This is a genomic window from Mesorhizobium sp. B2-4-19 (assembly GCF_006441315.1).
Classification (GTDB): domain Bacteria; phylum Pseudomonadota; class Alphaproteobacteria; order Rhizobiales; family Rhizobiaceae; genus Mesorhizobium.
On record NZ_VFUV01000023.1, the window covers coordinates 14,906 to 31,418 of the forward strand.

At 63.8% G+C, this 16,513-nt stretch carries 14 protein-coding genes; 1 reads left to right on the top strand and 13 read right to left on the bottom strand.

From position 1 onward, the window contains the following. Positions 1-43 precede the first annotated feature (43 nt). From FJ546_RS28055 to dgoD, 9 genes are all read right to left on the bottom strand, one after another. Positions 44-1,075, bottom strand: a complete 1,032-nt coding sequence (locus tag FJ546_RS28055) for an ABC transporter permease (RefSeq protein ID WP_140892282.1) — start codon at positions 1,073-1,075, stop codon at positions 44-46. Continuing rightward, the gene (locus FJ546_RS28060) at positions 1,072-3,555 is read right to left on the bottom strand and encodes an ATP-binding cassette domain-containing protein (RefSeq protein ID WP_140892284.1); all 2,484 of its coding nucleotides are present in this window, start codon (positions 3,553-3,555) and stop codon (positions 1,072-1,074) included. Before FJ546_RS28060 ends, FJ546_RS28055 begins: the two co-directional genes overlap by 4 nt. A gap of 67 nt (positions 3,556-3,622) precedes the next feature. Further along, a complete protein-coding gene (locus FJ546_RS28065) occupies positions 3,623-4,645 on the bottom strand; it encodes an ABC transporter substrate-binding protein (protein WP_140892285.1) in 1,023 nt (340 codons plus the stop codon). Positions 4,646-5,030: 385 nt separating this feature from the next. After that, positions 5,031-5,831 (bottom strand): FadR/GntR family transcriptional regulator, encoded by an 801-nt coding sequence (locus tag FJ546_RS28070; RefSeq protein WP_246686993.1) that lies wholly within the window; start codon positions 5,829-5,831, stop codon positions 5,031-5,033. A 2-nt stretch (positions 5,832-5,833) separates the two neighbouring features. After that, positions 5,834-6,835 (bottom strand): ABC transporter permease, encoded by a 1,002-nt coding sequence (locus FJ546_RS28075; RefSeq protein ID WP_140892288.1) that lies wholly within the window; start codon positions 6,833-6,835, stop codon positions 5,834-5,836. Beyond that, complete coding sequence (locus FJ546_RS28080) at positions 6,832-8,355, bottom strand: sugar ABC transporter ATP-binding protein (protein ID WP_140892290.1); 1,524 nt, start codon at positions 8,353-8,355, stop codon at positions 6,832-6,834. The genes FJ546_RS28075 and FJ546_RS28080 overlap by 4 nt, the downstream gene beginning before the upstream one ends. Before the next feature lie 104 nt (positions 8,356-8,459). Then, positions 8,460-9,443, bottom strand: coding sequence for a substrate-binding domain-containing protein (locus tag FJ546_RS28085; RefSeq protein ID WP_140892291.1), 984 nt, complete (start codon positions 9,441-9,443; stop codon positions 8,460-8,462). A gap of 22 nt (positions 9,444-9,465) precedes the next feature. Beyond that, positions 9,466-10,242, bottom strand: coding sequence for an SDR family oxidoreductase (locus FJ546_RS28090; RefSeq protein ID WP_140892293.1), 777 nt, complete (start codon positions 10,240-10,242; stop codon positions 9,466-9,468). 5 nt (positions 10,243-10,247) lie between these two features. Beyond that, a complete protein-coding gene (gene dgoD / locus FJ546_RS28095; protein ID WP_140892294.1) occupies positions 10,248-11,420 on the bottom strand; it encodes a galactonate dehydratase in 1,173 nt (390 codons plus the stop codon). Positions 11,421-11,480: 60 nt separating this feature from the next. On the opposite strand from dgoD, the gene FJ546_RS28100 reads away from it, so the two are divergent. After that, positions 11,481-11,969 (top strand): TOBE domain-containing protein, encoded by a 489-nt coding sequence (locus FJ546_RS28100; RefSeq protein WP_181168120.1) that lies wholly within the window; start codon positions 11,481-11,483, stop codon positions 11,967-11,969. Here FJ546_RS28100 and ccoS read toward each other — a convergent pair. From ccoS to ccoG, 4 genes are read right to left on the bottom strand one after another with little or no spacing between them, the layout of a single operon-like run. Continuing rightward, positions 11,966-12,154, bottom strand: coding sequence for a cbb3-type cytochrome oxidase assembly protein CcoS (gene ccoS / locus FJ546_RS28105; RefSeq protein ID WP_140892297.1), 189 nt, complete (start codon positions 12,152-12,154; stop codon positions 11,966-11,968). The genes FJ546_RS28100 and ccoS overlap by 4 nt on opposite strands. Beyond that, complete coding sequence (locus FJ546_RS28110; protein ID WP_140892299.1) at positions 12,151-14,442, bottom strand: cation-translocating P-type ATPase; 2,292 nt, start codon at positions 14,440-14,442, stop codon at positions 12,151-12,153. The genes ccoS and FJ546_RS28110 overlap by 4 nt, the downstream gene beginning before the upstream one ends. Continuing rightward, positions 14,439-14,936 carry a FixH family protein gene (locus FJ546_RS28115; protein ID WP_140892301.1) on the bottom strand — a complete coding sequence of 166 codons (498 nt, stop codon included), beginning with the start codon at positions 14,934-14,936 and terminating at the stop codon, positions 14,439-14,441. The genes FJ546_RS28110 and FJ546_RS28115 overlap by 4 nt, the downstream gene beginning before the upstream one ends. Continuing rightward, positions 14,933-16,492 (bottom strand): cytochrome c oxidase accessory protein CcoG, encoded by a 1,560-nt coding sequence (gene ccoG / locus FJ546_RS28120; RefSeq protein ID WP_140892302.1) that lies wholly within the window; start codon positions 16,490-16,492, stop codon positions 14,933-14,935. Before ccoG ends, FJ546_RS28115 begins: the two co-directional genes overlap by 4 nt. Positions 16,493-16,513 lie beyond the last annotated feature (21 nt).

Genomic DNA, 16,513 nt, shown 5'->3' on the forward strand with positions numbered 1-16,513 from the left:
TCACTCTACCATAACTTGGCAAGCGGAATTGTCGGCCTGCTGGTCACTCCGGCAACGACGCGGCCGCCTTTGCCTGCGTCTTCGGCGTCGCTCCATCTGCAGGCTCGGCAGTGGTGCGCCGCGCCAATGCCTGTCGGCCGGCAAGCGCCAGGACAAAGATGACGACGATGCCCTGGACGATGTCCTGGGCGCCGGGCGGCAGCCCGATAATCTGCATGGTCGTCACGATCAGGATGAGCAGGATGCTGGCGAACAGGGTGCCGAGCGCGGTCGCCGAGCCGCCAAAGATCAGCGTGCCGCCGAGCACCACGGCGGCGATCGACTGCAACAGATAGGGCTGGCCCATTTCGAGGAAGGCGCCGCCGATATAGGCGCCGAGCAGCAGGCCGCCGAGAGAGGCCAGCACCGACGAGATGATAAAGGCCGCCGCGATCACCCGGCCATTCCTGATGGCGGCGAGCCGGGCGGCCGCGCGGTTCTGGCCGACCGCCGACAGGAGCTGCCCGAACACGGTGTAGCGCAGCACGAAGGAAGCCGCCGCTACGCCGAGGATGGCGATGATGGCCATGATCGGGACGCCCAAGATGCGGCCCGTCGCCAGATCCTTGAGCGCCGGGCTGACGGCAAAGCCGGGAATTGCCTTGTTCGACAGCAGCGTCGCGGTCGCCAGCACATAGCCGGTGGCGAGCGTCGCGATGATCGCCGGAATGCCGAGGCCGACGACCAGCAGCGAATTGAGCAACCCGACTGCGAGGCCGAGCAGGACCGCAGCCGTGACGCCAATAGCAAGGTTGGCATCCTGGCCCTTGATGGTGAGCAGCGCGACGAAGGCGCTGAGCGTGATGACCGATGCGACGGAAAGATCGATATTGCCGCGCCCGGTGGTGACGACGAACATCTGGCCGATGCCGACGACGGTCAGGAACGAGGCCGACAGCACGATGCCCGACAGGCTGGACAGGCTGAACCGGTTGGTGACCACGGAGAGCACGAGCCAGAGCAGGAGCACGCCGATCGCTGCCCAGATCCAGCGGTTTTTCTGGGCCCAAAGAGTGAAGGCGGACAGCGCGTTCATTGTTCGCTCCTGCGGTCCGCGGTCAGGCCGCGCAACGTAAGGAGCGCGATCAGGATCAGCCCTTGCGTCGCGGCGTTGAAATCGCTGCTGACATTGAGCGTGCCGAGCAGTGCGCCGATCAGCGACAGCGTCACCGCGCCGGCTATGGCGCCAACCGGCGAGACGATGCCGCCGAGCAGCGAGCAGCCGCCCATCACCACGGCGGCGACGCTGAGCAGCGTGAATGAATTGCCTGAGTTGATGTCGCTCGCCGTGTTGATCGCCGTCAGCGACAGGCCGGCGGCCGCGGCGAACAGCCCGGCGATGAGATAGCGCACCAGCGCGTAGCGTGTTGGCGACCAGCCAGAGCGGATCATTGCCGTCGGATTGTTGCCGAAGCCGCGCAGCACCACGCCGAGTGGCGACCGGTCGATCGTCAAGACCACCAGGGCGACAGCCGCGATGAGGATGATCGATGTCGGCAGGAAGTCGAGCGACCAGCCGAATAGCGCCGTAAGCCATTCAGGGCTGGCGCCGCCTGGCGTCGGCTGCAGCGCATAGCCCAGCCCCACCCAGATGAAGGAGGCGCCGAGCGTGACGACGATAGCCGGGATCTTGCGTGCCTGGATCAACCCGCCGAGCCCGGCATACACGGCCACCGCCGCCAAGAGAGCCAGCGCACCGAGCCATGGCTGGTCGTAGAGCAGCGTCGCGCTGAGCACGCTGATCAGCCCGGCGAACGCGCCGACGCCGAGATCGATTTCGCTGCCGCCGACGATGAACATCTGTGCCGCCGTCACCAGCACCAGCGACAGCGCTGGCATCAGCAGCAGATCGAGGCCGAAGATCGAGGCGACCGCCGGATTGGCCGAGATCATCACCGCCAGCACGGCGGCGAGGCCGATGAAGGGGGCTGCGTTCACCAGCCTGCGGACAAGCCCGGCCGCCCCGGCCTTGGCGTGCGCGGCGTCGATGCGCTTGTCCGCCTGTTGGACGAAAGACGCCCCGACGATCGCCGCTTCGGTGATCGCCTCACCGGTCAGTTCCTTGACGATCCGGCCGCCGGCAAAGATCAGGACGCGGTCGCAGGCCAGCAATTCGGCGTCCTCGGTGGTGTGCCAGACGAGTGTCCGCCCGCTGCGTGCGATGTCGTTGCAGAGCCGGTAGAAATCTTGCTTGGTGGCGATGTCGACGCCGCGCGTCGGATCGTCGAGCAGGATGATCGGCGTATCGGCGACGAGCGCGCGGGCAACCAGCGCCTTCTGCTGGTTGCCGCCGCTCAGCTCCAATATGTTGGACCCGAAGCGATTTTCGTCGAGCCGCAGCCGACCGGCGGCGTCGGCCGCGGCCTCGCGGTTGTGGCGATCCGAGACCAGGCCCAAGGACGGGCGGCGCGCAAGGCTGCCGATGGAGATGTTGCCGAGCACGCTCCACAGCGGGAACACGCCTTCCTTCTGGCGGTCGCCGGCAATGAAGCCGGCCTCGCCGGTTCTGGTGACGGCGGCATCCTTTGCTGGATTGGGCTTGAAGATGGCGTGCAGCAGCTCCTTCTGGCCGCTGCCCTCGAGCCCCGCCAGCCCGACGATCTCACCGCGCGCGATCTCGATGTCGCGGCCGAGTTCGGATGTCAGCGACCCGGACAGCCGAACCAATGCGCCCCCGGTGCTGGCGACGATGGCGCCATGCTGGTGGATCGAGTTGGCATCGCCGCCCATCAACTGCACCAGCTTGCTGATCGACGTATCCGCCACGTCGCCGCGCCAGGCCGTGCGTCCGTTGCGCAGCACGACAACCTGCGCGGCGATGTCGATGATTTCCTGCAGCTTGTGGCTGATGAAGATGAAGGCGAGGCCAGCCTTGGCTCGCTCGCGGATGAAGGCCCTTAACTGCCTGGAGCGATCGAGATCAAGCGAGGAGGTCGGCTCGTCGAGAACGATGAGCCTGACGCCGGGTGTGGCGGCGGCGCGTGCGATCTCGACCATCTGCCGTTCGGCGATGGAGAGTTGGCCGACTTCCGCGTCCACATCGATGCCATTGCCGGGGAAGACGGCATCCAGCGCCTCGCGTGCACGGCCCATGTAAAGCTTCCGCCAGCCCGGCCGGCTTGTCGCGTCCTGTGGCGTCTCCAGAAAGAAGTTCTCGGCCACGGAAAGGTTGGCGCACAGCGACAGTTCCTGGTGCACCATGCGGATGCCGCGCCCTTGCGCTTCCGCTGTGTCGTAGTCGCCGAAGCTCAGCGTCTGGCCGGCGAACGAGATCGAGCCGAGGGTCGGCCGCATCGTGCCGCAAAGAATGCGCATCAGCGTCGATTTGCCGGCGCCGTTGCCGCCGACGAGTCCGATGATCTCGCCGGCCGAAACGGCGAGGTCGATCTCGGCGTTCGCCAGCGTCGGCCCGAAGCTCTTGGTGATCTGTGAAAGCGAGACGATTTCCTGCCGGATCGAAGCGGCGGGCGCCATTGCGGCTGCACGCTTCTGATCGGCAACGGCAAGGTGGGACATTCGTCCTCCGTTTCTTCACGGCCAGGGATCGGGCGCTTTCGGCGTCCGATCCCTTATGCTGGTCGGGTTACTTGCTCAGCAGGTTTTGCTTGACCCAGTCGAGCGAATAGCTGGGGCTGATGATCTGGCCGGCCGGTAGCTTGGCGTATTCCTTGAGGTTGCTGGCATCGACGGTTGCGACGGGCATGATCATCATCTTGGGCGCCTTGGCGCCCTTGAGCAGGGAGAGGCCAAGCCAGAAAGCGGCGCCGCCAATGCCGGGCGTGGTGTTCATCGAGACCGTCTGGTAGCCGTTCTTGGCGTTCTCGTCGGCCCACCATTTGACGAAGTCGGTACCGCCGCCGCCCTCGATGATCGGCATCTTGTCCTTGTACTCGCCGCCATACTGGACGAAGGCCTGGGCGATGCCGACATCGTCACTGCCGCCCTGGCCGAGCACCGCATCGACATGCGGCAGCGAGGGCAGCACATTGGCGATCGCCGCTTGCGCCACCGAGGCCGTCGCCTGACCGTAGACTGTCGCGACCACCTTGATGTCCGGATGCTTGGCCAGGACCGACTGCTGCGCGTTGAACATGTCATTGTCGGGCGCCGAGCCCTTCACGCCACGAACCTGGATGACGTTGCCTTTGCCGCCGAGCATCTTGAACACGGCTTCGGCCTGGGTCGCCTTGTAGCCCTTGAAGTCGAAATTGAGCTGGTAGTTGCAGGGTGCCGAGGCGACTGAATCGAAGGAGACGACGATAATGCCGGCCTTGCAGGCTTTTTCGATGATGCCGTTGACCGCGGTTTCCGAGGCGGCGTCGACGGCAAGCACGTCGACCTTCTTGAGGATCAGTTCGGCGATCTGACTGTTTTGCTGGGCCACCGAGCCGTCGCCGTTCATGACGATGTAGTCGGCGATCTGCCCGGCGGCCTTGGCTTCCTTGGCCGAAGCCTCGAACGCTTCCACCATCTGGTGGCGCCAGGTGTTGCCGTAATAGGCATTGGTCAGCGCGATGACCGGCTTGTCCGACGACGCCATTGCTGGCAACGCCACAACACTGATCAGCGCGGCGCTGGCCAGCGCCGCCACGATTGAACATTTCATTGTATCTCCTCCCAGAAAGACCATAGGACGCAGCGCATCTCTGATGATCACGCTATGTCAGGTACATATTATACCAGCATACCAAATAGACAAGCGCTTTGCTGCCTGCTGAGGTTCGGAGGCTGAAGGCCCACCAATTCCGTCGAATTGGCATGTCGTCTGGTCAGACAATCCCGGATCCCGGGGGTTGGGTCAGGACTTCCAAGCGAAACGTCCGCTTTCGCCATCACGAAGTCGCGAAGCTGTCATTCGGCTTGCATCGTCAGGCCATGGCCTGAACAGCGGCGTGCGGCCATGATCGAACCGCGCCAGACCGGCGCCAAGCAACGGAACGATTCCGGCGGACAGGTCGCCATTTCGAATTTCAATGTGCGGATCATCAATCTCAGATGGGATCGGCACTGGCGGTGGGGACGGGCTGTTGGTGGCGGCCCTTGCGGGCGACAGCGAGAAGGTCGTTCGAGGCGATGCCGATCAGCGCTTTCATCTGATCGTGAGCGTCGTCGACCCTACGCATGCGGATTGCTTCCAGCACATCGCCATGGGCGCTGAGCGTCTGCTGATAATTGGCGGTGGCCGATGTGGTCAGTCGGAAAGAGAAGCTGAGTGCGGCTGCCAGCATATTGCCGAGATTGGCGAAAACCGGGTTCCGGCTGGCGCGCAGGATAGCGGTATGAAAGCGGACATCGGCATCGAGACAGGCCGCGAGGTCGTCCTCCGGCGCAATGCGCATGGCCTCATAGGCGGCTTCGATCACCGCGAGATCGCCCGAGGTCGCCATCCTGGCCGCAAGCTGGGCGGCAGCCGGCTCGATGACCAGCCGCGCCTCGATCAAGCCGCGGACGAAATCGAGATCAGGCTCGATATCGCGCATCCATTCGAGAACCTGCGCGTCAAGCCTGTTCCATTCGCTCGACGCCCGCACACGCGTGCCAGCCCGCTTGCGCGCCTCGATCAGTCCCTTGGCCGAAAGTGTCAGCAGCGCATCGCGAAGCGCCGTGCGGCTGGCGCCGTAGATGACGCACAGTTCAGCCTCCGTCGGCAGGACCGCGTACTGCGCGTAGGTGCCGGCGAGAATGCGCTGTCCGAGATCGCGCGCGATGCGATCCTTCAGGGATAAATTGGCGCCATCCCCGCCAGGAAGGTCCTGCTTGCCTTGATCGCTTGCAGCGGTCGCCGCGTCCATCGTCATGTCCTGTTCAAGTGGTACTCGGCAATGACCACAGCAAGGATCAGCAGTGAGCCTTTTGCAAGCAATTGATAGAAGGTTGGCACGGACGTCAGTATCATTCCGTTGTTGAGCACGCCAATGATGGCGACGCCGAGCAGCGCGCCGACAATCGTGCCCTTGCCGCCCTGCAAGGCACAGCCACCCAGCACGGCGGCGGTGATCGCCTCGAGTTCCAGGCCCTGGGATCCGGATACGGGCTGACCCGAACCGGTACGGGCAGCCAGCAGGATCCCGGCCAATCCGGCGGCAACACCGCTCATGATGTAGATGCCGACGCGGTAGCGGTTGATGTTGATGCCGGAGAAGCGAGCGACAACAGGATTGCCGCCGAGCGCATAGATGTTGCGGCCGACAATCGAACGCGCGAGGAAGAGGTGGAATGCGATCGCGGTCAGCACCAGAATCCAGACCAGCAACGGCAGGCCGAGGATGCGTCCAATGCCTATGAACCGGAACGTGTCGCTGAAGATGGCGATCGACTGGCCGTCGGACATGATGAAGGCGATGCCGCGAAAGATCGCCATGGTGCCGAGCGTGGCAATGACCGCGTTGACTCGCCCATAGGTGATGATGATGCCGTTGACGAGACCGGCAAGACCACCAAGCACCAGGCCGGCAACGATGCCGGCCGCCGGCGACCCGGTCGCCTGGATGGCCATTGCCGTCGAGACCGTGGTCAGACCGACGGTGGCGCCGACGGCGATATCGAGACCGCCGCCGACGATGACCACGGTCTGGCTCATTGCCAGCACACCGAGAATGGTGATGCCGAGACCGATGTTGAGCAGGTTCCGGCTGGAGAAGAACACATCGCCGCGGAGCGAACCGAAGATGACAACGAGAATGGCGAGCGCCACCAGAAGGCTGATGTTATGAACGCCAAGGCGCTCCACAAGGCGCGCGGAAGCGCCCCTGGCGTCGGTCTGCGCTTTCGATGCGCGAAGCTCGAGGCTGTTCATTGAATGTGGTCTCCGGGCGCTGGTGCGGATTGCGGCATGGCGTGTTTGAGGATCGTCGCTTCGTCGATGTCGGGGCGGCACAATTCGGCCGTGACGCGACCTCCTGCCATGACAAGAACCCTGTCGGCGAGACCGATCAGTTCCGGCATTTCCGAGGAAATCAGGATGATGCCAATTCCGCTTGCCGCGAGTTCATCGATCAGCCGATAGATTTCCGCCTTGGCGCCGATATCGATGCCGCGCGTCGGTTCGTCGAGAATGAGCAGCATCGGCTGCCGGGCAAGCCAGCGCGCCAGAACGACCTTCTGCTGATTGCCGCCCGACAGTTTCGAAACCTGCTCGTCGAGGTTGGGTGCCTTGATCGACATCTTGGCTGCCAGCGGCGAGACAATCTCCAGTGCCTTGCGCCGGTTGAAGAAGCCGAAGCTCGACGTCTTGTCGGGCACGCAAAGCGAAGCGTTGTCGAGAATGCTTCTGAACAGGAGCAACGCCTCGTGCTTGCGGTCTTCGGGAGCAAAACCGATGCCCGCGACGATTGCCGCATGCGGACTGTTGGGGAGAACGGGCACGCCATTCATGGCTATGGTGCCGGCGATGCGTCGGTCATAGCCGACAATCGCCTTTGCCAGTTCGGAGCGGCCCGCACCCATGAGGCCGGCGATGCCGAGCACTTCGCCGCGACGAACACTGAGGCTGACATCGCTGACGCGGTCGGTGGTCAATCCCGCCACGTCCAGCAATCGTTCCCCGGACCGCCAGGTCGCGCGGGTGAACAGATCGGCGATGTTGCGGCCGACCATGAGCTTGGCAATGGTCTGCTCGCTGGCGCCGGCCGCTGGCGAATCGTCGACCAGCCTGCCGTCGCGCAAGACGACAATGCGGTCGGCAAGGTCGATGATCTCGTTCAGCCGGTGCGAGATGTAGATGATCGACGTGCCTTCCTCGCGCAGCCGGCGGATGACGGAAAACAGGCGACGCGCTTCGTCATCGGTCAGTGACGAGGTCGGCTCATCGAAGGCGATCAGCCGGCCGCCGGCGCGGATGGCGCGCATGATCTCGATCATCTGGCGTTGTGCCGGGCCGAGCGTGCCGCAGAGTTGGCGTGGCCGCATGTCCTGCTGCATGCCGAAGGCCGCAAGCACCCGGTCGGTCTGCTCCTCCAGTTTGCGCCAGTCGAGCAGCACGCCTGCCAGGCGCGGCAATTCGCCGACGAAAATGTTCTCGGCCACCGTCAGGTTCGGAACGATCTCCGGCTCCTGATGGATGATGCGGATTCCGGCCCGGTGGCTGTCGCGCGGTTCGCCGAAAACGATCGGCGTCGCGCCGTGCCGCACAGTGCCGCTGTCGGGCCCGAAGACGCCCTCGAGAATGCGCATCATCGTCGATTTGCCGGCCCCGTTCTCGCCGACCAGAGCGAGCACCTCGCCTGGTCGGAAGGCGATCGAGACATTGTCGAGCGCCTGCACGACGCCGAAGCGTTTCGATATGCCATCGAGCGAGAAGAAGTCCGATTGCGTCAAAGCTCACTCCCGAGGATCGATCCGTGTTCGGTGGCATGGCAGCCAGCGAACCTGCCAACTGGAAACCGTCATGCGCCCCTGGGGACGCATGACGCAGGTCTGGCTCAGTGGCAGAGCTTGGCCTTGTAGTCCGATGCAAAATTGCCGGCGGTGATATATTCCGGGTCGGTGAAGGACTGAACGGGCAGCTTCGTTCCGTCCTTGATCGACGCCAGCAGGATCTTCACCGCCAGCGCGCCATGGTTTGCCGAATTGAGCCACATCGTACCACGGAATGCCGAAGGCTTTCCCGATCCGAAAGCTTCGCAGGCGCGGCTGCCGTCAATGCCGATGCCCATGCCCTGGTCCGGGGCATAGCCGGCATTTTCCAGCGCTCGCGCCGCTCCCAGCACGCCGTCATCGTTACAGGAATAGAAGATCCAGTTGGTGACGCCGGGATTGGCCGTCAATGTGGTGGTCATGACGTCGATGGCGTTGACCATCGTGTTGTCATAGGGGACGCGAAGGATGTTTGCCGGCTTGAAATCGGGCACCGCCTTCAGGAACGCTTCCTCGGCACCCTTGTTGCGCTGCATGCAGGTGTCGGCCTTGCGGTCCTCGATCGAGGCGATACGCACCTCCTTGCCGGCCCAGCTGTCGGCCTTGTAGAGCTTGGCCAGTTCCTCGCCCACCCGCGCGCCGATATTGTAGGCATTCATGCCGACATAGGGCACCTGGGTGCCGTCCTGGTAGTAGATATCGTCATCGACCGCCACCAGGGGGATTTTCGCGGCCTTGGCCTTCTCGGCGATGACCGGTCCCAGCGCCTTGTCGGGAACGACGATGGCGATGCCCTTGACGCCGTCACCGACCATTGTGTCGAAGGTGGTGATCGTCAGATTGGAGTCGAACTGGACGTCTTGCGACACGAAGGTGGCGCCGGCCGCCTCAGCCGCCTTCTTGGCGCCGCCGACTTCGGCGACGAACCATGGATGCTCGCCCATCTTGTTGATGTAGCCGATCTTGATGTCGTCGGCGCTTGCCACGCCGGCCGTCAGTCCGGCAGCCAGTATCGTCAATGTTGCCAGAGCTTTTGTCGTCGTTTTCATGTGGATCCTCCCTGCTTGGTTGTTAGTCGTGGTAGAGAACCGAGCGTCCACCATCGATGGTGATCGTCTCGGCATTGATGAACGGCGCTTCGTCCGAAGCGAGGAAAACCGCCGTCATTGCAACTTCGTCCGGCCGGCCAATGCGCTTGGGCGGATGAAGGTCGTAGGCCCGCCGCTTCTCCTCGGCCGGGTCTGGAAACGTGTTCCAATAGGCTTCCGCGATCGGCGTCTCGATGTAGCCGGGGGCGATCGCATTCACGCGGATGCCGCGCGCCGCATATTCGATGGCGAGCGAGCGGGTCAGGCCGACAAGCGCATGCTTGGCGACCGGATAGGGAAATGTGTGGGGAATGATCTTGAAGGCGTGGCAGCTGGCTATGTTGACGATCGATCCCGAACCGTTCGCCAGCATCGTTGGCAACACCGCCTTGGCGCAGAACCACGCGGCCTGGAGGTCGAGCCTGAGACAGCGATCCCATTCCTCGTGCGGCATCGACAAGGGTTCGTAAAAGACGTTGGCGCCGGCATTGTTGACGAGAACATCGACGCTGCCATAGGCCGCGATCGTCTTTGCCACCATGTCGGCCACTGCAGCTGTGTCGGTGACATCGGTTTCGACGAAAAGGGCGTCGGCGCCCTTCGCGCGCAATTCGTCGGCGACCGCCTTGCCGGTTGCCGCATTGAGCTCGGCAATGACGGTCTTTGCTCCCTGCATCGCAAAGGCCAGGGCGGTGGCGGCGCCAATGCCCTGGCCGGCGCCGGTGACGATTGCAATCTTTCCCTGAAGCCTGCCTGTCATGGCGCTCACCAATCGACCACGGTGCCGTCGGGCATGACGGCGTTGCGGGCATGCAGCACTTCCTGCTTGAAGGGGTGGCGCGCGATGACATCTTCATTCACGGTGACGCCAAGGCCCGGCAGGTCGGGCGCGTCCCAGCGGCCGGGTTTGCGGTCGATCGGCCAGGTGACGACGTCGTCGTACCAGGCGACCGCGCCCGACATCTCCTCCTGGATGATGACGTTCGGCGTCGATATGCCGAAGTGAAGCGCTGCGACGCCGGCGATCGGCCCGAGCGGGTTGTGCGGCGCAAGGCCGATGCCGGCGGTTTCGGCCAGCGCCGCGATCTTCTTGGTCTCGAGCAGACCGCCAGTATGGCAGATATCGGGCTGGGCAATGTTGAACGCACGCGCCGCGATCGATTGCGTGAACTCGCGGCGCCCGATCAGCCGCTCACCGGATGCGATGGGGATCGCCGATCGCGCGGTGATGTGCGCCAGGCCGGCGACATCTTCGGGCGGCACCGGCTCTTCGGCAAACATGATGCGGGCCGGTTCGATCGCCTTGAGATAGTCCATCGCCGCATTGACGGAGGCCGGGCGTCCGTGAAAGTCGACCATGATGTCGATGTCGGGACCGACGGCATCGCGCAGCGCACCAACCATGTCGGCAACGGAGTCGACCGCCTTCGCCGGCGAGACATAGTGGGTGTAGGGAATGCAGACGACCTTGACCGCGTCGTAGCCGGCCTGCGTGACGATGCGTCCGCGCTCGACGATCGTGTCCGCCGACCCGCTCTCATAGACCGCCTTCATGTCGCCGAGGCCGAGATGCGTGTAGGTCCGCAGATAGTCGCGGACCTGGCCGCCGAGAAGCCGCCAGACCGGGACGCCCAGCGACTTGCCCAGAATGTCCCAGAGCGCGATCTCGATGCCGCTCACGGCCGACATTCCCTCGACGCCAAGGCGCCAGAAACCGTGGCGCGTCAGGATCTGGTAGCACTGCTCCACATTGCGCGGATCCTGCCCGATGAGCAGTGCCTCGAGATCCTGAAGCGCGCCAACGACGGCACGCGTCTTCCATTCCAGCGTTGCCTCGCCCCAGCCAAACAGACCGGGCTCATCGGTTTCGACCCGAACGAAAACCCAGTTGCGCATTTCCGCATTGCAGACGAGCGCCTTGATGGCCGTAATTTTCATGGATGCTCCCAGGTGCGTCGTCTTTTTAAATGTTATTATGTATGATTTATTATGAGACATATGAGCAAGTCAAGTGCGGCATCGGGCGATGACGCTCGCCGACCGCTTCGTGATGCTGAACAAAGGGCCCGCATCGAACATATCGGAACGCCCTCCGAACTCTACGAGAACCCGGGCAATCTGTTCGTTGCGAGCTTCATAGGATCGCCGGAAATGAACCTCATCAGGGGGACATGTCGAGAGTGGCGCGTTCATCGCCGAACAAGGCCTGCGCCTGCCACTGCCGAAGGCGGCAGGGACAGGCAAGGCGTGGTTTACGGGATTCACCCCCAGCACATCGCTGTCGGTGGCAGTCACGCAAAGGCGAGGGTCCAAGTGGTCGAGCCAACTGGGGAAGCCCAGGAAATCACCCTAACTGCTGATGGCATCGACCTGATGGCCGAAATCCGGGAACAGCCAGTGTTCAAACCGGGTCAAAAGGTGAATCTGGAGATTGTCGTGCACAAGGTGCATCTGTTCGACGCCCGGAGCGGCATCAGAATAAACTAGGGGCGCTTGTTCTCTCGATACTGTCCACTACGCCCGCTCGGCGGCTCATCCCCATCGATGAGAATGCGCTCCGCCGCTCCATCAAGATCCTCATACTGGCCGGTCCTCAGGGCCCACAGAAAGCCGCTCAGTCCAAGCGCTCCGAGGAAGAGCGCCACGGGGATGAGATAGACGAGCGTCGTCACGGCTGTTGGACCAACATGCCGGGGCGTCCGCGCCGGTCGCGCGAAGCGCGTTCAGGCGATGCGCTTTTCGTGAAACCTTGCAGCCGCATGGCGTTTCCGATCACCAGCAGCGACGAGGCTGACATCGCGATCGCCGCGATGAGCGGCGTCACGTGCCCCGATATGGCGATCGGCACGGCGAACGCGTTGTAGACAATGGCAATGGCGATGTTCTGTCGAATGAGCCGGCCTGCCTTTCGCGAGACATCCAAGGCCAAGGGTACTGCGAGAAGGCTTTCGCGCAGGAAAACGAAATCGGCGGCATTGCGACCGACATCGGCCGCTGTGGCCGGGGCCATCGAGACATGCGCCGCGCCGAGCGCCGGCGTATCGTTCAGTCCGTCGCCTACCATCAGCACCTTGTGGCCTTCCCTGGACAGCGTCTCGATCCACTCGACCTTGCCGGACGGGAGCAGGGCCGGAACGAAGTCCTCGATCCCCAGGGTCTTGGCGACGTCGCGACAGGCGTTGGCGGTGTCGCCGGACAACATCTGGACCGACATGCCGGCATCCTGCAATTGCCCGACCGCCGCCTTTGCGTCGGCGCGCGCGGCGTCTTCGAAGGCAAAGGTGGCGACGATCATCCCGTTCTTCGAAAGCACTGTCCCGCCATAGCCGCCATATTTGCCTTCGCCGCCGGTCCGCGCCTTCCATCCAGCCCATCCGCGCCGGCCGAGACGCCAGGTGTTGCCTTCGGTGACGGCTTCCATGCCGAAGCCCGGGTGTTCGCTGACGGACTGGAGCGAGGGTTGGCTGGAAGAGCCCGCGAAACCGGCTATGGCCTTCGAGAATGGATGGCGCGAATGCGCGGCCATGTCGGCCGCGATCGCCAGCATGGCCGGGTCGATGGACGGCCCATTGATCAGCCTTGGCTGTCCGAGCGTGAGGGTCCCGGTCTTGTCGAACAGCACCGTATCGATCGCCGCCAGTCGTTCCATGGCCGAACCGTCCTTGACCATGACGCCGGCCTCGAAAAGACGCCGCGCCGCGACGACCTGCACGATCGGCACGGCCAGGCCGAGCGCGCATGGGCAGGTGATGATGAGAACGGCAATCGCGATCGTCATTGCCAGATGCCAGTCGCCCGAAGCGACCATCCATCCGAGGAACGTCAGCAAGGCAGCGAGATGGACCACCGGTGCATAGAGCGCCGAGACCCGGTCGGCGATCCTGCGGTACTGCGAGCGGCCGCCCTCCGCCGCTTCCATGAGCCGGACCATTTCGGCCAGGAAAGAATCCTTCGCCGCGGCCGTCGCCCGCATGGTCAGCGGGCCGGTGAGATTGAGCGTGCCTGCCTGAACCTGGGCTCCCGCTCCCACGGTCCGGGGCGTGCTTTCCCCGGATACCAGTGAACAATCGAGATCCGAGACACCGCGGAGGATATTACCGTCGACTGGGATTCGCTCGCCGGCGGCGATGTGCAGCGCCATGCCCGGTTCGATCTCGCCGACCGGCAGGTAATCGCGCACGCCATCGCCGCGCAGCACGATGGCGCCACGCGCCGCCAGCCGCGACAGGCCATTCACGGCGGTGCGTGCCCGCTCGCGCATGACGTGGTCCAGCGTGCGGCCGATCAGGAGGAAGAACAGCAGCGAAACGGAGGCGTCGAAATAGGCGCGGTCGCCATGGTTGATGGTTTCGTAGAGGCTCATGGCGTAGGCAAGCGACACGCCGACCGCAATCGGAACGTCCATGTTCATGCGCCCGTGGCGCAAGGCATTCCACGCCGAGCGGAAATAGATGCCGCCGGCAAAGGCCAGGGCCGGGATGGCGATCAGCGCCGAGATCCAGTGGAACAGGTCGCGGGTCGCGCCTTCGGCGCCGGACCAGACCGAGACCGACAGCAGCATGATGTTGCCGGCGGCAAAACCCGCGACCGCGATCGCCCGGATCAGTTCCGATAGCGTCTTGTCCTTGCTGCCGGTCTCCGGATCGAAGAGATGCGCTTGGTAGCCCAGCCGCCCGAGCGTTGCGAAAAACGGCGGAGCCTCGTCGCCACGCCACTGGACCGAAACTCGTCTGGTCGACAGGTTGACGCGAGCGCTCTCGACGCGATCGAGCTTTCCCAGTGCCGTCTCGATCGTCTGGATGCAGGCCGCGCAGTGGACCGTCGGTACCGAAAGATCGGTCTGGCAAAGGTTGTCGCCGATCGATCGGCTTGCCAGCCCGATCTCCTGGCCGGACGGCAGGACCGATGTGGCGCCGGCCAGATCCAGCGTCATTTCAGCGCCAGGTGCACAACAGCTCATTTCATCGCCCCATGGGAAATCATGATCCTGCGGACGTCACGATAGGCTTTGTCCAGACCGGCATCGGCGTCGACTTCGACGATCCAGACACCATCCTTCGGCGTATGCTGCGCGGCGAAGTCCTGGCCCGAGGCGAGGGCGAGCGTGATGGCCTTGTCCTCCTTCTCATAGGCGGGATGGCGAAACAGCACCTTGACGCCATGCAAGGTAACCGGCTTGCCGTCGGCATCGGTAAGGCTGTAGCGAACCTCGCCCGCCGCGATGGTCAGTTTGCCGGTCCAGCCGAGGGCCGCCTGCGCGCGCCCCTCCTCGGCTTTCTTGTTGAATTGCTGGCTCGCCACATAGGTGTTCTCGACCACCAGGCCGGTCCAGCTCGTGCTGGCGAGCGTCGCCATGGTCAGATTGACCGCGATGACGACGCCGAAAAAGGCAAGGACGACGGCCAGCATGTGCCTGCCGGTGAATTCGCGGGATTTTTGCGCCTTGGCGGTCATCTGGCGATCTCCGGTGCGTTGAAGGTGGCGGTGTATTCGTCGGACTCGAAGCTCGCTCTGTCCTCGGCCCGGAACTTGAAGGTCTGTGCCGTGCCCTGGATCTGGCCCGCCGGCTGGCGTACGAAAACCTTCAGCATCTTCAGCCGGTCGGGTTCGACCGAGATGGGAACGGAGCGGCCTGCCGGCTGATCGATGCCGACCACGCTCATCTCTGCTCCTTCCAAGCCCTGAAGGGTGACGACGATGGTCCTGGGCTCGGGGATCATGTTGAGCAGCTTGACGGTATAGCCGTTGCGGATGGAGCTGTCGGACAGGGTGACGAACTGCGGATTGCGGTCGTGCAGCACGTTCACTTCGAGCCGGTCGCGCGTCAGCAGCGAATACAGCAGACCCAGGCCGATCAGCGACCACAGGCCCATGTAGACATAGGTGCGCAGCCGAAAGATCTTACGAATGTGGAAGTGGGCCACCTTGTCGGAGAACAGGCCGTCAGCGGTTCGGACCAGCGAAGGATTGACTGAACCCGAGCCCCCGGCGGTCGCCAGCATCATGTTGGCGTTGTAGTCGGAGAGCGTCGCGTAGGAGATCAACCCATGCTCCCTGCCGAGCTTGTCCATGATGCCGTCGCAAGCGTCGATGCAGAGCGCGCAGGTGATGCATTCGAGCTGCTGGCCGTCGCGGATGTCGATCCCCATCGGGCAGACCGCGACGCAGGCATTGCAGTCGACGCAGTCGCCGACAGGCTGCCCCGCGGCGAGCACCTTCTTGGCGTGGCGCGAGCGCGGTTCGCCGCGCCAGTCATTGTAGGTGACGGTGAGGGAGCTCTCGTCGAGCATGGCCGCCTGTATGCGCGGCCATGGGCACATATAGGTGCAGACCTGCTCGCGCATCAGCCCGCCGAACGTATAGGTCGTCGCCGTCAGTACGGCGACGGTGATGTAGGCGATGGGAGCCGCCGCGCCGGTGAAGAGTTCGCCGGCCAGCGTCGGTGCATCGGCGAAATAGAAGATCCAGGCGCCGCCGGTGGCCGCGCCTATGACCAGCCAGATGGCATGTTTCGAGACCCGCAGCACGAGCTTGCGTACGGTCCAGGGGCCGGCATCGAGCTTCATGCGAGCGTTGCGGTCGCCCTCGATGGCGCGCTCGACGACCAGAAACAGATCGACCCACACGGTCTGCGGGCACGTATAGCCGCACCAGGCGCGCCCGACCGTCGACGTGATCAGGAAAAGGCCGACGCCGGCCATGACCAGAAGGCCGGCCACATAGTAGAATTCCTGCGGCCATATCTCGATGAAGAAGAAGTAGAAGCGCCGATTGGCGACATCGAGCAGCACGGCCTGGTCCGGGGCAAACGGGCCGCGATCCCATCGCAACCACGGCGTCAGATAGTAAATGCCGAGGGTGATCGCCATCACGAGCCATTTGAACTGGCGAAAGCTGCCCGATGCGCGCTTTGGGAAAACCTTCTTGCGCGCAGCATACAATGGCTGGCGCACTTTGGCGGAGTTGACCGCCTCTGCTTCGAGCCGTTCTACCTGCGTATTGTCCAGCACCGGTCTCTCCCGTCATGCAGC

Bases quoted from the DNA above. Each gene is read 5' to 3' on its own strand.
- FJ546_RS28055 (WP_140892282.1), bottom strand. From the start codon at position 1,075: ATGAACGCGCTGTCCGCCTTCACTCTTTGGGCCCAGAAAAACCGCTGG.
- FJ546_RS28060 (WP_140892284.1), bottom strand. From the start codon at position 3,555: ATGTCCCACCTTGCCGTTGCCGATCAGAAGCGTGCAGCCGCAATGGCG.
- FJ546_RS28065 (WP_140892285.1), bottom strand. From the start codon at position 4,645: ATGAAATGTTCAATCGTGGCGGCGCTGGCCAGCGCCGCGCTGATCAGT.
- FJ546_RS28070 (WP_246686993.1), bottom strand. From the start codon at position 5,831: ATGGACGCGGCGACCGCTGCAAGCGATCAAGGCAAGCAGGACCTTCCT.
- FJ546_RS28075 (WP_140892288.1), bottom strand. From the start codon at position 6,835: ATGAACAGCCTCGAGCTTCGCGCATCGAAAGCGCAGACCGACGCCAGG.
- FJ546_RS28085 (WP_140892291.1), bottom strand. From the start codon at position 9,443: ATGAAAACGACGACAAAAGCTCTGGCAACATTGACGATACTGGCTGCC.
- FJ546_RS28090 (WP_140892293.1), bottom strand. From the start codon at position 10,242: ATGACAGGCAGGCTTCAGGGAAAGATTGCAATCGTCACCGGCGCCGGC.
- dgoD (WP_140892294.1), bottom strand. From the start codon at position 11,420: ATGAAAATTACGGCCATCAAGGCGCTCGTCTGCAATGCGGAAATGCGC.
- FJ546_RS28100 (WP_181168120.1), top strand. From the start codon at position 11,481: ATGAGCAAGTCAAGTGCGGCATCGGGCGATGACGCTCGCCGACCGCTT.
- FJ546_RS28110 (WP_140892299.1), bottom strand. From the start codon at position 14,442: ATGAGCTGTTGTGCACCTGGCGCTGAAATGACGCTGGATCTGGCCGGC.
- FJ546_RS28115 (WP_140892301.1), bottom strand. From the start codon at position 14,936: ATGACCGCCAAGGCGCAAAAATCCCGCGAATTCACCGGCAGGCACATG.